This window comes from Ollibium composti (assembly GCF_004801285.1).
GTDB lineage: Bacteria > Pseudomonadota > Alphaproteobacteria > Rhizobiales > Rhizobiaceae > Mesorhizobium > Mesorhizobium composti.
Window position 1 is genome coordinate 125,742 of sequence record NZ_SSNY01000009.1, and the last position, 12,094, is coordinate 137,835.

At 64.7% G+C, this 12,094-nt stretch carries 16 protein-coding genes; 9 read left to right on the forward strand and 7 right to left on the reverse strand.

Going from position 1 to position 12,094, the window contains the following annotated elements; translation table 11 throughout:
* The first annotated feature begins 12 nt into the window (after positions 1-12).
* The 9 genes from pth to E6C48_RS15915 all read left to right on the forward strand — a co-directional run bounded on the left by pth (position 13) and on the right by E6C48_RS15915 (position 5,698).
* The gene (gene pth / locus E6C48_RS15875) at positions 13-741 is read left to right on the forward strand and encodes an aminoacyl-tRNA hydrolase (RefSeq protein ID WP_136358946.1); all 729 of its coding nucleotides are present in this window, start codon (positions 13-15) and stop codon (positions 739-741) included.
* 79 nt (positions 742-820) lie between these two features.
* Positions 821-1,075 carry a hypothetical protein gene (locus E6C48_RS15880; protein WP_136358948.1) on the forward strand — a complete coding sequence of 85 codons (255 nt, stop codon included), beginning with the start codon at positions 821-823 and terminating at the stop codon, positions 1,073-1,075.
* Positions 1,062-1,526, forward strand: coding sequence for a PIN domain-containing protein (locus E6C48_RS15885; protein ID WP_136358950.1), 465 nt, complete (start codon positions 1,062-1,064; stop codon positions 1,524-1,526). The genes E6C48_RS15880 and E6C48_RS15885 overlap by 14 nt, the downstream gene beginning before the upstream one ends.
* A 12-nt stretch (positions 1,527-1,538) precedes the next feature.
* The gene (gene ychF / locus E6C48_RS15890; RefSeq protein ID WP_136358952.1) at positions 1,539-2,642 is read left to right on the forward strand and encodes a redox-regulated ATPase YchF; all 1,104 of its coding nucleotides are present in this window, start codon (positions 1,539-1,541) and stop codon (positions 2,640-2,642) included.
* Between the two features lie 79 nt (positions 2,643-2,721).
* Complete coding sequence (locus tag E6C48_RS15895; RefSeq protein WP_136358954.1) at positions 2,722-2,970, forward strand: DUF6074 family protein; 249 nt, start codon at positions 2,722-2,724, stop codon at positions 2,968-2,970.
* A gap of 148 nt (positions 2,971-3,118) precedes the next feature.
* Positions 3,119-3,430: a YMGG-like glycine zipper-containing protein gene (locus E6C48_RS15900; RefSeq protein WP_136358955.1), complete on the forward strand. Its 312-nt coding sequence runs from the start codon at positions 3,119-3,121 to the stop codon at positions 3,428-3,430.
* A 139-nt stretch (positions 3,431-3,569) separates the two neighbouring features.
* The gene (locus E6C48_RS15905) at positions 3,570-4,031 is read left to right on the forward strand and encodes a MaoC family dehydratase (RefSeq protein ID WP_136358957.1); all 462 of its coding nucleotides are present in this window, start codon (positions 3,570-3,572) and stop codon (positions 4,029-4,031) included.
* Complete coding sequence (locus tag E6C48_RS15910) at positions 4,028-4,492, forward strand: MaoC family dehydratase (protein ID WP_136358959.1); 465 nt, start codon at positions 4,028-4,030, stop codon at positions 4,490-4,492. The genes E6C48_RS15905 and E6C48_RS15910 overlap by 4 nt, the downstream gene beginning before the upstream one ends.
* Before the next feature lie 573 nt (positions 4,493-5,065).
* On the forward strand, positions 5,066-5,698 hold the full coding sequence (locus E6C48_RS15915; protein ID WP_136358961.1) for a LysE family translocator: 633 nt from the start codon (positions 5,066-5,068) through the stop codon (positions 5,696-5,698).
* A gap of 15 nt (positions 5,699-5,713) precedes the next feature.
* Here the strand turns inward: E6C48_RS15915 and E6C48_RS15920 are convergent, their stop codons facing one another.
* The 7 genes from E6C48_RS15920 to E6C48_RS15950 form a co-directional block, all read right to left on the reverse strand.
* The gene (locus E6C48_RS15920) at positions 5,714-6,259 is read right to left on the reverse strand and encodes an adenine phosphoribosyltransferase (protein WP_136358963.1); all 546 of its coding nucleotides are present in this window, start codon (positions 6,257-6,259) and stop codon (positions 5,714-5,716) included.
* A 191-nt stretch (positions 6,260-6,450) separates the two neighbouring features.
* Positions 6,451-7,329, reverse strand: a complete 879-nt coding sequence (locus E6C48_RS15925) for a cytochrome c1 (RefSeq protein WP_136358965.1) — start codon at positions 7,327-7,329, stop codon at positions 6,451-6,453.
* Between the two features lie 22 nt (positions 7,330-7,351).
* Complete coding sequence (locus E6C48_RS15930; RefSeq protein ID WP_136359119.1) at positions 7,352-8,656, reverse strand: cytochrome b; 1,305 nt, start codon at positions 8,654-8,656, stop codon at positions 7,352-7,354.
* A gap of 14 nt (positions 8,657-8,670) precedes the next feature.
* The gene (gene petA, locus E6C48_RS15935) at positions 8,671-9,237 is read right to left on the reverse strand and encodes a ubiquinol-cytochrome c reductase iron-sulfur subunit (protein ID WP_269142564.1); all 567 of its coding nucleotides are present in this window, start codon (positions 9,235-9,237) and stop codon (positions 8,671-8,673) included.
* Between the two features lie 259 nt (positions 9,238-9,496).
* Positions 9,497-9,832 (reverse strand): DUF6665 family protein, encoded by a 336-nt coding sequence (locus E6C48_RS15940; protein ID WP_136358969.1) that lies wholly within the window; start codon positions 9,830-9,832, stop codon positions 9,497-9,499.
* A 5-nt stretch (positions 9,833-9,837) separates the two neighbouring features.
* Positions 9,838-11,730, reverse strand: coding sequence for an ABC transporter ATP-binding protein (locus tag E6C48_RS15945; protein WP_407941004.1), 1,893 nt, complete (start codon positions 11,728-11,730; stop codon positions 9,838-9,840).
* A 4-nt stretch (positions 11,731-11,734) separates the two neighbouring features.
* A complete protein-coding gene (locus E6C48_RS15950; RefSeq protein WP_136358971.1) occupies positions 11,735-12,037 on the reverse strand; it encodes an alkylphosphonate utilization protein in 303 nt (100 codons plus the stop codon).
* Positions 12,038-12,094: the final 57 nt, after the last annotated feature.

The window sequence follows — 12,094 nt, forward strand, 5'->3', positions numbered from 1 at the left end:
AGGACAGGAGCCATGCAGATTCTTGCAGGTCTTGGCAATCCGGGCGCGAAATACGCCAACAACCGGCACAATGTCGGCTTCATGGCGGCGGACGCTATCGCTCGCCGCCATTCCTTTTCGCCGTGGTCAAAGAAGTTCCAGGCCGAGATCGCCGAAGGCAGGCTCGGCGGCGACAAGGTGCTGCTCATAAAACCGCAGACCTTCATGAACCTGTCCGGCCAGGCTGTCGGCGAGGCGCTGCGCTTCTACAAGCTCGATCCTTCCGCCGTCACCGTCCTCTACGACGAGATCGACCTTGCACCGGGCAAGATCAGGATCAAGGTCGGCGGCGGCTCGGGCGGCCACAACGGCATCCGTTCGCTCGACCAGCATATCAGCCAGAACTACCGCCGCGTGCGCATCGGCGTCGGCCACCCCGGCGTCAGGGAGATGGTGCACGGCCATGTGCTGGGCGATTTCTCCAAGGCCGACCGCGAATGGCTGGACGTGCTCCTGGACTCCATCGCCGGCGCCGCCGACATGCTCGCCAGGGGCGACGACAGCGGCTTCATGAACCGTGTGACGCTGGACCTGCGCGAAAAGCTCCAGCCGACCGGCGAGGACGACGCGCCGCCACCTAAAAAAAAAGCGCCTAAGGCCCAGAGCCACATCCGCCAGGCGCGTCCGCAGCAACCGATGGCCAAGCTGCCGGAAACCGGCCCCATGGCCGCCATGCTGAAGAAGCTGCTCGGTAAGGATTGAGCCTATCCGACGGCACCTTGATGCCGGAAGCATTGGGTATTAAATTACACGAACTTCGTGTTTTCGTGAGATTGCAACCATGAAAAACGTGACGATTTCAATGGACGACGACTTGGCGCATTTGACCCGCATTGCGGCGGCAAAGGCGGGCAAGAGCGTTTCCAGATATCTGGCGGAAGCGGCCCGCGAAAAGCTCATGGCGGACGATGCCGGTATCGCGCCGCCACGCAATCGACAGAAAGAGGCGCTGGAGCGCATTCTGGCCGGGCCGAAATGGGACGTAATGGAAAACGGCCGGATGCCGACATCGGAAGAGCGTAATGCGCGTCGGTGAGGTTTTCATCGACACCAATATCCTGCTTTACATCCATGATCGCGACGGCGCTGCAAAAGGCGAGCAGGCTCTCGCATGGCTGAGCCTCCTGACCGACAGGCAGCTTGCACGCACGAACCTCCAGGTGCTGAACGAAGTTGCCCATGTCTTTCTGCGAAAGAAGTGGTTCACCTCGGCAGAGGAGGCTTTGTCGATCTTGGACCGGCTTTCCGTGTTCGGAGACCGCCCCCTCACGCGAGCTGAAATCGACCGGGCACGTCGCCTCCATCTCCGCTACGGCTACTCCTGGTGGGACTGCCTGTTGCTCGCCTCCGGGCTCGAACTCGGCTGCACGCATTTTCTGTCCGAGGACCTGCAGGACGGCCAGATCATAGACGATCGCGACGGCAAGAGCTTGACGATCCTCTCCCCTTTCGCCCATAGCCCTGAGCAATTCTTCTCTTCCTTGTAGGACCGTATCATCATGGGTTTCAAATGCGGCATCGTCGGCCTGCCGAACGTCGGCAAGTCGACGCTCTTCAACGCCTTGACGCGCACCGCCGCCGCGCAGGCCGCCAACTATCCCTTCTGCACCATCGAGCCGAACACCGGCGAGGTTGCCGTGCCCGACCCGCGCCTGCGCAAGATCGCGGCGGTCGCCAAGTCCAAGGAGATCATCCCCACCCGCATCTCCTTCGTCGACATCGCCGGCCTGGTGCGCGGCGCCTCGAAAGGCGAGGGCCTCGGCAACCAGTTCCTCGCCAACATCCGCGAGGTCGACGCCATCGTGCATGTGCTGCGCTGTTTCGAGGACGACGACATCACCCATGTCGAGGGCCGCATCGATCCCGTCGCCGACGCCGAGACGGTCGAGACCGAACTGATGCTGGCCGACCTCGAAAGCCTCGACCGCCGCATCGTCCAGATCCGCAAGCGCGCGCAGGGCAAGGACAAGGAAGCGACGGCCGCCCTGCCGATGATGGAGAAGGCGCTGGCGCTGCTGCAGGAAGGCAAGCCGACGCGCGTGCTCCTGAACGGCATCGATCCCGAGGACCTGAAGGCGCTGCAAGGGCTGAACCTGCTCACCTCGCATCCCGTCCTTTATGTCTGCAACGTCGCCGAGGCGGACGCCGCCACCGGCAACGCCCACACCGAGGCGGTGGAGAAGATGGCCACCGCTCAAGGGGCACGCACGGTCGTCATCTCGGCCGCCATCGAAGCCGAAGTGGCCCAGCTTCCCGACGATGAGGAACACGAATTCCTCGCCGCCATGGGACTGGAGGAACCGGGCCTGGACAGGCTTATCCGTGCCGGCTACGAGCTGCTGCACCTCATCACCTATTTCACCGCCGGGCCGAAGGAGACGCGCGCCTGGACGATCGAGAAGGGCACCAAGGCCCCGCAGGCGGCCGGCGTCATCCATTCCGATTTCGAGCGCGGCTTCATCCGCGCCCAGACCATCGCCTATGACGACTTCGTCACGCTGGGCGGCGAAGTGGCGGCCAAGGAAGCCGGCAAGGCGCGCGACGAAGGCAAGGAATATGTCGTGCAGGACGGCGACGTGCTGCTGTTCAAGTTCAACACCTGACTTCGGCGCACGCCTGCTCGCGGCAAGGACGGCGATCGAATTTACCGCTGCTCAACGATTGCCGGCGATCTTGCCGCGTATGGCAAAAGTGATTCCTTTCCCGATCCGCGCACGGCAAGACCTGATCCGATCGATGGTCGACGGACTGGAGTGCATCCATGGCGCAGCCGCCAACGCGTTCTGGCGGCAGCGGATCGGCGAAATCGTCTCTGACATGAAAGCCAAGGGGATCGAGGTGGACGCCATCGGCCGGGCGATCCACGATTTGCAGCATGGCATCCACGCGGAACTGCAAAAACGCGCCCTCGCCCAAGGCGCGACGGGATAGTGCCAACCGGTCGATAGCCGGACGCTGGCCCGCTGCGGCCTGTCCGGCGACGGCGCTGCCGCCCCGGCGTTTTCAGCCGCGCCCATCTTCCGCCGTAATGGCGCTGCAATTGACCGCTCAAGGGACATCAAAGGAGAGGATCCGAGATATGAAAGCCAACCGATTGATCGTCGCGGCCCTCGCCGCCCTGACGCTGGCGGGCTGCCAGACGGAATCGCAGCAGCGGGCCGGCACCGGCGCGCTGATCGGTGGCGCCGGCGGCGCGCTGGTCGGCCAGGCCATTGGCGGCAACACCGAAAGCACGCTGATCGGCGCCGCCGGCGGCGCGCTGCTGGGCGCCGTCGTGGGCTCGTCCACCGCCCCGAAGCGGCGCGGCGAGGAAATGTGCCGCTACCGCGACCGCCGCGGCCGCGAATACGTCGCGCCCTGCGACGATCGCTACTACAACGGCGACTACTGACCTGAACGCGCCGGAGGCATCCCGCCTCCGGCGCTCCTCGTCTCGGCCACCAAACTTTTGGACCAGCCCCGGCATCGTCTTGTTCCGGGCGCCGCCAGGGTTCATGGTGATCGTACAGTCTTGAACAGGATTGCACGGCATGCCGAAGACATGGAGCTATGACGATTTCGTCGAGGGCGACTGCCTCGACCTCGGCTCGAAACGCGTGACGGCCGAGGAGATCGTCGCCTTCGCCTCCGAATTCGATCCACAGCCTATGCATCTGGACGAGGAGGCTGGGCGCGCCAGCATTCTCGGCGGCCTTTCGGCGTCCGGCTGGCACACCTGCGCCATGTTCATGCGCATGCTGTGCGACGCTTTCCTGCTGGATTCGACCTCGCAGGGATCGCCGGGCATCGATTCCGTCAAATGGAAAAATCCCGTGCTGGCCGGCGATACGCTGAGCGGTCGGGTCACCATACGCGCCAAGCGCATATCGAAATCCCGCCCCGGCCTCGGCTTTGTCAGCATGCGCAGCGAACTGGCTAACCAGCGCGGCGAAACCGTGTTCGAACTGGAGAACACCGGCATGTTCTTGACACGGGAGGCGGCGGGTCGATGAGCCTGGACGACTTCTTCCGCATCGGCGTCACCGTGCCGATCGGCTCCCACAGGTTCGAACCTGAAGCGATCGTCGCCTTTGCCGGCAAATACGACCCGCAGCCGTTTCATCTCAGCGAGGAAACGGCAAAGGGCAGCGTGTTCGGCAGGCTTTGCGCCTCCGGCTGGCACACGGCCGCCGCCTGGATGAAATGCAATCTTGCCGCCCGCATCGGGATGGGGCCGTGGGACGGCACCGGACCGGCGCCGGAATTCGGCCCCTCGCCCGGTTTCAGCAACCTGAAATGGCTGAAGCCGGTCTATGCCGGCGAAACGGTCTCCTACACCCGCACCGCCATCGGCCACCGAGCCCTCGCCTCGCGCCCCGGCTGGCGCATACTGACGCTGCGGGGCGAAGGATTCGATTCCACCGGCGACAAGGTGATCGAGTTCGACAGCGCCGTGCTGGTGAAAACCGGATAATCGCCCCGGCACGCTTCATCGCTGCCACGCTGCCTTTCGGCCCTGGCCATTGTCAAAGAGCGGACCTCTTATGTTTGAGGTCGGGAAGCGGGCGCGGGAGCGTGCCTGCTAAGTAGGTATATGGCGCGGCATCCCGCGCCCGCCGGTGTTCTTGCCTCCCCGAGGAGTGAGGAGCGGTCCGCAAGGCGGACGAAAAGCCCCCGAATGGGCTTTTCGAGCGACGAACGCCCCGAGCCGTAGCGAGGGGCCGCCCCAGCCAGGGACCCGTTGCCTGCGGCAACTCCCTGGCGTTCGAAACCTTTGAAAGGTCCACCGGACCTTTCAATTTGCTGCGCAAACCGGCTTCTCACCCCGGTTCGCGACCCGCGTTCCCGCACAGGAAATGGCGGCAAGTATGGAGCGGGTGAAAAGGACGGGGATAGATTTTCTTCGCAAAAAAGCGATGGCGCGCCCCCGCCGCTGCACAAGGGTCATTGTCCTGACGCCATGATGTCAGCAGCGATCGGATATCGGGTGGCGCGGAACTGCGGTGCAAGGCATTCCGCCACCAGGAACCATCCGACAGGACTACCGATGTACGCCGCAGCCCTCTGGCTCTATTTCGTCCTGCTGGTCGGCATCATCGTCGTGCCGGGCATGGACATGTTCTTCGTGCTGGCCAACGCGCTGACCGGCGGCCGCCAGGCGGGACTGGCCGCGACCGCCGGCATCATGCTCGGCGGCATCTGCCACACGCTGTTCGGCACAGTCTTCGTCGTCGGCCTGTCAAATGTCGTGCCTGTCCTTTCTAAGGCAATGCTGGTCGTCGGATCGCTCTACATGGCCTGGATCGGCATTTCGCTGCTGCGCTCCACCATCGAGGTCCGCTCGGTCGGAACCGCGGCGCGCCGCCCGCCGGCCGGGATTTTCCTGCAGGGCCTGCTGACCTGCATCCTCAACCCGAAGGCCTGGCTGTTCGTGCTTGCCGTCTTTCCGCAGTTCATGAAGCCTGAATACGGCCCGATCGGACTACAGGCCCTTGTCATGGGAACCATGACTGTCACGGTGCAGTTGGCGGTCTATGGCGGATTGGCGCTTGCGGCGGGACAAAGCCGTGAGGCGCTGACCGGCCATCCGGCGGCGACGGTCCTGCTTGGGCGCGGCGCCGGCGCCCTTCTGGTCTCGGCCGCAGGCTTCGCCCTTTGGGAGGCGTTGCAGGCGGCCTGATACGCTGGGCCGGTTTCAGTGTCCCTCGAAGTCGATCAGCACGTGCACCGGCACGCCGAGCGCTTCCAGCTTGGCGCGGCCGCCGAGATCCGGCAGGTCGATGACGAAGCAGGCGGCGATGATGTCGGCGCCGATCTGCCTGAGCAGCTTCACCGCCGCTTCCGCCGTGCCGCCGGTGGCGATCAGGTCGTCGATGAGGATCACCTTCTCGCCGGGCGCCACGCCGTCCTTGTGCATCTCCATCTCGTCCAGCCCGTATTCCAGGCTGTAGGCGACGCGCACGGTCTCGTGCGGCAGCTTGCCCTTCTTGCGGATCGGGACGAAGCCGGCGGACAGCTGATGCGCCACCGCCCCGCCAAGGATGAAGCCGCGCGCCTCGATGCCTGCGATCTTGTCCACCTTCTGCCCGGCATAGGGATGCACCAGCTCGTCGACGGCGCGGCGGAAGGCGCGCGCATTGCCGAGCAGCGTGGTGATATCGCGAAACAGGATGCCGGGCTTCGGATAGTCCGGGATCGTGCGGATCGCGGCAAGCAGCGTGTCTTCGAGCGTGGATTTCATCAGCGGCGTCTCGTTGCCCGACAGTTTTGCCGGCTCCGTCGGTAAAAGAAAAGGGCGAAGTTCGGGTTCATCAAGGTGAATTGAAGGGCACGGCCGACCGTTCGATCGAAGAAGAGCGTCAGAGGCGAAACCGAGGGCCGAACATCAAAAAGGGCGCCGGAGGCGCCCTTTGTCGAAGCGATCCGCGCCGCTCAATGCGCGACGTCGGCCCAGACCTTGCGCTTGGTGAGGTACATCAGCCCGCCGAACAGCAGCATGAAGATGACCACGCGGAAGCCGGTCTTCTTGCGGTCTTCCATATGCGGCTCGGCAGCCCACATCAGGAAGGCCGACACGTCGCGCGAATACTGCTCGACCGTCTGCGGAGAGCCGTCGCTGTAGGTCACCTGGTCGTCCGACAGGGGCTTGGGCATCTTCAGGGACACGCCCGCATTGAAATACGGGTTGTAGTGGGTGCCCTCGGGGATGACCATGCCGGCCGGCGGCTGCTCGTCGTAACCGGTGAGCAGCGAATGGATGTAGTCCGGGCCGCTCTCGGCATACTGGGTGAAGATGTCGAAGATGAACTGCGGGAAGCCGCGCTCGATGCCGCGCGCCTTGGCCAGCAGCGACATGTCCGGCGGCGCCGCGCCCCCGTTGCCGGCCGCCGCGGCCTGCTCGTTCGGGAACGGCGAAGGGAAATAATCGGACGGCTTGCCCGGCCGGTCGAACATGTCGCCGTCGTCGTTGGGGCCGTCATGGATGGTGTATTCGGCGGCCAGCGACTTGATCTGCGCCTCGTTATAGCCGAGGTCTTCAAGCGTGCGGAAGGCCACCATGTGCATCGAATGGCAGGCCGAGCACACTTCCTTGTAGACCTGGAAGCCACGCTGGAGCTGCGCCTTGTCGTAGGTGCCGAACGGCCCGGCGAAGGACCACGACATCTCCTTCGGTTCCTTGATCGGGAAGTGCGTCGGGTTGGCCTCGCTGTGACCTTCGGTCTTGGCGGGTTCCTGCTCCTGCGCGATCACGGCTGCGGCGCCGGCCAGGACAAGGCAGGCCGCGGCGAGCGAGACGAGTATCTTTTTCATGCGAAGTCCCCTGCTCTCTCGCTCAGCCCTTGGTTTCCGGCGCCGCCGTGGCGCCCGCCGGATGCCCGCTGCCCGAGCCCTTGTTCTTCTCCAGCACCGCCTCGGTGATCGAATTGGGCAGGCGCCGCGGCGTCTCGATGAGGCCAAGCACCGGCATGACGATCAGGAAGAAGGCGAAGTAGAACAGCGTGGCAAGCTGCGCCATCAGCACGTAGGAGCCTTCCGCCGGGCGCGAGCCGAGCCAGCCGAGCAGGATGGCGTCGGCCGCGAACAGCCAGAAGAACAGCTTGTACCAGGGCCGGTAGACGGCCGAGCGCACCTTGGACGTGTCGAGCCACGGCACCACGAACAGCACCGCGATGGCGCCGAACATGGCCAGCACGCCGCCGAGCTTGGAGTTGATCGGCCCGATGTTGAAGGTGATGGCGCGCAGGATGGCGTAGAACGGCAGGAAGTACCATTCCGGCACGATGTGCGCGGGCGTCTTCAGCGGGTTGGCGATCGTGTAATTGTCCGGGTGGCCGAGATAGTTCGGCAGGTAGAAGACGAAATAGGCGTAGACCAGCAGGAACACCACCATGCCCATCGCGTCCTTGATGGTCGCATAGGGCGTGAAGGGAACGGTGTCGGTCTTCGACTTCACCTCGATGCCGGTCGGGTTGTTCTGGCCGGTGACGTGCAGCGCCCAGACGTGCAGCACCACGACGCCGGCGATCATGAACGGCAGCAGGTAATGCAGCGCGAAGAAGCGGTTCAGCGTCGGGTTGTCGACGGCGAAGCCGCCGAGCAGGAGTTGCTGGATCCAGTCGCCGACCAGCGGAATGGCCGTGAAGAAGCCGGTGATGACGGTGGCGCCCCAGAAGGACATCTGGCCCCACGGCAGCACGTAGCCCATGAAGCCGGTCGCCATCATCAACAGGTAGATGATGCAGCCGAGAATCCACAGAAGCTCGCGCGGCGCCTTGTAGGAACCGTAATAGAGGCCACGGAAGATGTGGATGTAGACGGCGACGAAGAAGAACGACGCGCCGTTGGAGTGCAGGTAGCGCAGCAACCAGCCGTGGTTGACGTCGCGCATGATCTTCTCGACCGAATCGAAGGCGAGCCCCGTATCGTCGGTGTAGTGCATGGCGAGCACGATACCCGTGAGGATCTGCGCCACCAGCATAACCGACAGGATGCCGCCGAACGCCCAGAAGTAGTTCAGGTTACGCGGCACCGGATAGGCGATGAAGCTGTTGTAGACGAGCCTCGGCAGCGGCATGCGGGCGTCGACCCAGCGGCCGATGCCGGTCTTCGGCGTGTAGGTGGAGTGTCCCTCGTGCATCATGTCCCCCTGCCTCAGCCGATGCGGATCTTGGTATCGGAGATGAATGAAAAGACCGGCACGGCCATATTCTCCGGCGCAGGCCCGTGGCGGATGCGCCCGGCGGTATCGTAGACCGAACCGTGGCACGGGCAGAACCAGCCGCCGTACTCGCCCTGCTGGCCGAGCGGGATGCAGCCCAGATGCGTGCACACGCCCACCATCACCAGCCAGTTTTCCTTGTCCTTGCCAGCCGAGCGGTCGATGTCGGCGGCGGTGGCGTCGGCGGGAAGGTTGGCGTTGCGGGCCAGCGGGTCCTTCAGCTCTTCCAGCTTGACATCCTGTGCCGCCTTGACCTCTTCGGGCGTGCGGTTGCGCACGAAAACGGGCTTGCCGCGCCACTTGACCGTCAGCGACATGCCCGGCGTCAGCGACGAGACGTCCACCTCGACGGTCGACAGCGCCAGCGTCGAGGCGTCCGGGCGCATCTGGTCGATGAACGGCCAGGCGACGGCGGCCGCGCCCACCACGCCGGCCATGCCGGTGGCGATGTAAAGAAAATCACGGCGATTGGGATCGTGTGTGTCGTCGGTTGCGCTCACGGGTGCCTGGTCCTTTCGCCTCTTCCGTGCCGCAGGGCGAGTCCTTGTCCCCACTCGCATGCCAGCCCGACAGCGCATGGCAACAGGCTAGCGAATTCCTCCGGCATTTGGATTTCGGTTTATGCGTGACGACTGTTTTTGTCCAGACGGGTGAAGCAACCATGGCAGATTGTCGCAAGGCTTTTGCGCCCTGGCCCATTCTGCCGGGCACGGCAACGCCTTTTCCATGGTTTTGACGGGTGCAACGGCAGCCGCGGTGCTATTTCGCGCCGAGCCTCGCCAGCACCTCGCGCGGAATGCCGAGTTCGCGGATCACTGCATCGTGGCGGCGCAGGCCGCACAGTTCGCGCTGGATGAAGAAGGCGTAGACGGCTTCGGCCGCATCCTTGAGCAGTTCCCTGCGCCGCGAATCGGTTGCGGGCCTTTGCCCGTCCGCTCCGTCATGCGCACGCAGGCGAGCCAGGCATGTCGCGGCTCGCTCGCCCGCGCGACCGAGCGCCGACGCCTTCTCCGCCAGAATCTCGTGGCCGAGCGCATCGAACAGGACCTCCGAGACGGAAGCGTTGCCGAGGTTGGAGGGCGGCCTGACCGACATCGCGCCTATTCCGCCGGGCGCGTTTCTTCCAGCGCGCTTTCCTCGTTGAACAGGAAGCCGCCCGACTGGCGCTTCCACAGCCTTGCATAGAGCCCGTCCAGCGCCACCAGTTCCTCGTGCGTGCCTTCTTCCACGATGCGCCCCTCGTCCAGCACCACCAGCCGGTCGAGCATGGCGATGGTGGAAAGCCTGTGCGCGATGGCGATGACGGTCTTGTCCTGCATCAGCGCGTGCAGGTTTTCCTGGATCGCTGCCTCGACGTCGGAATCGAGCGCCGAGGTCGCCTCGTCCAGCACCAGGATCGGCGCGTCCTTCAAGAAGACACGGGCGATCGCCACGCGCTGCCGCTGGCCGCCGGAAAGCTTGACGCCGCGCTCGCCGACATAAGCGTCGTAGCCGGCCCGGTCCTTGTTGTCGCGTAGGCCGAGGATGAATTCGTGCGCCTCCGCCCGACGCGCCGCCGCCATCACCTCACGGTCGGTGGCGTCGGGCTTGCCCAGCCTGATGTTGTCGCGCAGCGAGCGGTGGAAAAGCGCGGTGTCCTGGCTGACCACGCCGATGGCGCCGCGCAGTGACGTCTGCGTGATTTTGGCCACGTCCTGCCCGTCGATGCGGATTTCACCGCCCTCGAGGTCGTAGAGGCGCAGGATGAGGTTCACCAGCGTCGTCTTGCCGGCGCCGGAGGGACCGACCAGCCCAACCTTTTCGCCCGGCCGGATGGTCAGGTCGATGCCGTCCAGCACGCCGCCGCCCTTGCCGTAGTGGAAGACGACGCCGTCCATGTCGATCCGCCCGCCACTTACGGCCAGGTCCTTCGCATCCGGCGCGTCGGTCAGGCCGAGCGGCTGCGAGATCAGCGCCTTGGAGTTCTCCAGCACGCCGAGATTGCGCAGGATGCCGTTCAACTGCATCATCAGCCGGCCGAGCAGCATGTTGAGGCGCAGCACCAGCGACAGCGTGAAGGCGACCGCGCCGACGGTGATCGCGCCTTCCACCCACAGGTCCACGGCAAAGCAGGCGATAACGGTGATCATGACGCCCGACAGCGCCGTCAGCGCGATGCGCACGCCGGTGAGGCGCCGGGTGAACGGCCTGAGCGCACCGAGATAGATGTCGAAGCCGGAGCGGATGTAGCGGTCGTCGCCGTCGGCCGAGAACAGTTTCAGCGTCTGGATGTTGGAGTAGGAATCGACGATGCGGCCGTTGATCATCGAGCCCGCCTCGGCGGTCGCCTCCGCGTGCTTGCGGATCGACGGCAGGTAGAACTTCGCCAGCCAGCCGAAGGCGGCGATCCAGATCACCACCAGTGCCGCTAGCCGCCAGTCCAGCCCCGCCACCAGCGCTAGCGTGGTGACGGTGTAGACGATCATGAACCAGACCACCTCGATGAAGCTTTCCATCAGGTCGCCGGTCGCCTGGCCCGCCTGCCACACCTTGGTGGCGATGCGGCCGGCGAAATCGTTCTGGAAGAAGGCGTAGGACTGCCGCGACACATGCCGGTGCGCCTGCCAGCGCACAAGGTTGAAGAAGCCCGGCACGATGGTCTGCTCGTCCACCAGCGCGGACAAGCCGACGATAATCGTGCGGACGACGAGCACGACCACGATCATGAAGACCAGTTCCCGGCCGGCCGCGTTCCACAGCGCCTCCCAGTTCCGCTCGCCGGCGGGCAACTGGTCGAGGATATCGACCAGCCGGCCGACGAAATAGAACAGCCCCGCCTCCACCAGCGGCGCGATGCCGCCGATGACCAGCATGGCGAAGAAAGCGAGCCGCGCCTGCCCGACATAATGCCAGATGAAGCCGGCGACCGTTGACGGCGGGCGCAGGTTCGCCGGCTCGCGGAACGGGGAAACCCAGTCCTCGAAGCGGCGATAGAGGGGATCGAGCAGGCTCACGGGCTCAGCGCTTGCGCACGAACTCGGTGCGCAGAACCAGTCCCTTGATCGCTTCGTGACGGCAATCGATCTCTTCGGGATCGTCGGTCAGGCGAATGGACTTGATGACGGTACCCTGCTTGAGCGTCTGCGTGGTCCCCTTCACCTTGAGATCCTTGATGAGCGTGACGGAATCGCCGTCGGCCAGCACGTTGCCGGCCGAATCCCGCACGGTCGCCGGAGTGGCATCTTGCGCTCCGGTAAGATCCGACGCGGGAAGCCATTCGCCGCTGGCCTCGTCATACACGTACTCGTCGTCGCCGGTCATACGAACTCCTGAATCTTGCGGTTCTGCCGTCTTCTTCGGTAGCACAAATGCGGCCGG

What these genes read in the sequence shown, in the direction of transcription:
- E6C48_RS15885 (WP_136358950.1), top strand. Translation starts at nt 1,062, where the DNA reads ATGCGCGTCGGTGAGGTTTTCATCGACACCAATATCCTGCTTTACATC.
- E6C48_RS15940 (WP_136358969.1), bottom strand. Translation starts at nt 9,832, where the DNA reads ATGTCGGTCAGGCCGCCCTCCAACCTCGGCAACGCTTCCGTCTCGGAG.
- E6C48_RS15925 (WP_136358965.1), bottom strand. Translation starts at nt 7,329, where the DNA reads ATGAAAAAGATACTCGTCTCGCTCGCCGCGGCCTGCCTTGTCCTGGCC.
- E6C48_RS15900 (WP_136358955.1), top strand. Translation starts at nt 3,119, where the DNA reads ATGAAAGCCAACCGATTGATCGTCGCGGCCCTCGCCGCCCTGACGCTG.
- E6C48_RS15880 (WP_136358948.1), top strand. Translation starts at nt 821, where the DNA reads ATGAAAAACGTGACGATTTCAATGGACGACGACTTGGCGCATTTGACC.
- E6C48_RS15930 (WP_136359119.1), bottom strand. Translation starts at nt 8,656, where the DNA reads ATGCACGAGGGACACTCCACCTACACGCCGAAGACCGGCATCGGCCGC.
- E6C48_RS15905 (WP_136358957.1), top strand. Translation starts at nt 3,570, where the DNA reads ATGCCGAAGACATGGAGCTATGACGATTTCGTCGAGGGCGACTGCCTC.
- pth (WP_136358946.1), top strand. Translation starts at nt 13, where the DNA reads ATGCAGATTCTTGCAGGTCTTGGCAATCCGGGCGCGAAATACGCCAAC.
- E6C48_RS15920 (WP_136358963.1), bottom strand. Translation starts at nt 6,259, where the DNA reads ATGAAATCCACGCTCGAAGACACGCTGCTTGCCGCGATCCGCACGATC.
- E6C48_RS15910 (WP_136358959.1), top strand. Translation starts at nt 4,028, where the DNA reads ATGAGCCTGGACGACTTCTTCCGCATCGGCGTCACCGTGCCGATCGGC.
- ychF (WP_136358952.1), top strand. Translation starts at nt 1,539, where the DNA reads ATGGGTTTCAAATGCGGCATCGTCGGCCTGCCGAACGTCGGCAAGTCG.
- E6C48_RS15950 (WP_136358971.1), bottom strand. Translation starts at nt 12,037, where the DNA reads ATGACCGGCGACGACGAGTACGTGTATGACGAGGCCAGCGGCGAATGG.
- E6C48_RS15915 (WP_136358961.1), top strand. Translation starts at nt 5,066, where the DNA reads ATGTACGCCGCAGCCCTCTGGCTCTATTTCGTCCTGCTGGTCGGCATC.
- E6C48_RS15895 (WP_136358954.1), top strand. Translation starts at nt 2,722, where the DNA reads ATGGCAAAAGTGATTCCTTTCCCGATCCGCGCACGGCAAGACCTGATC.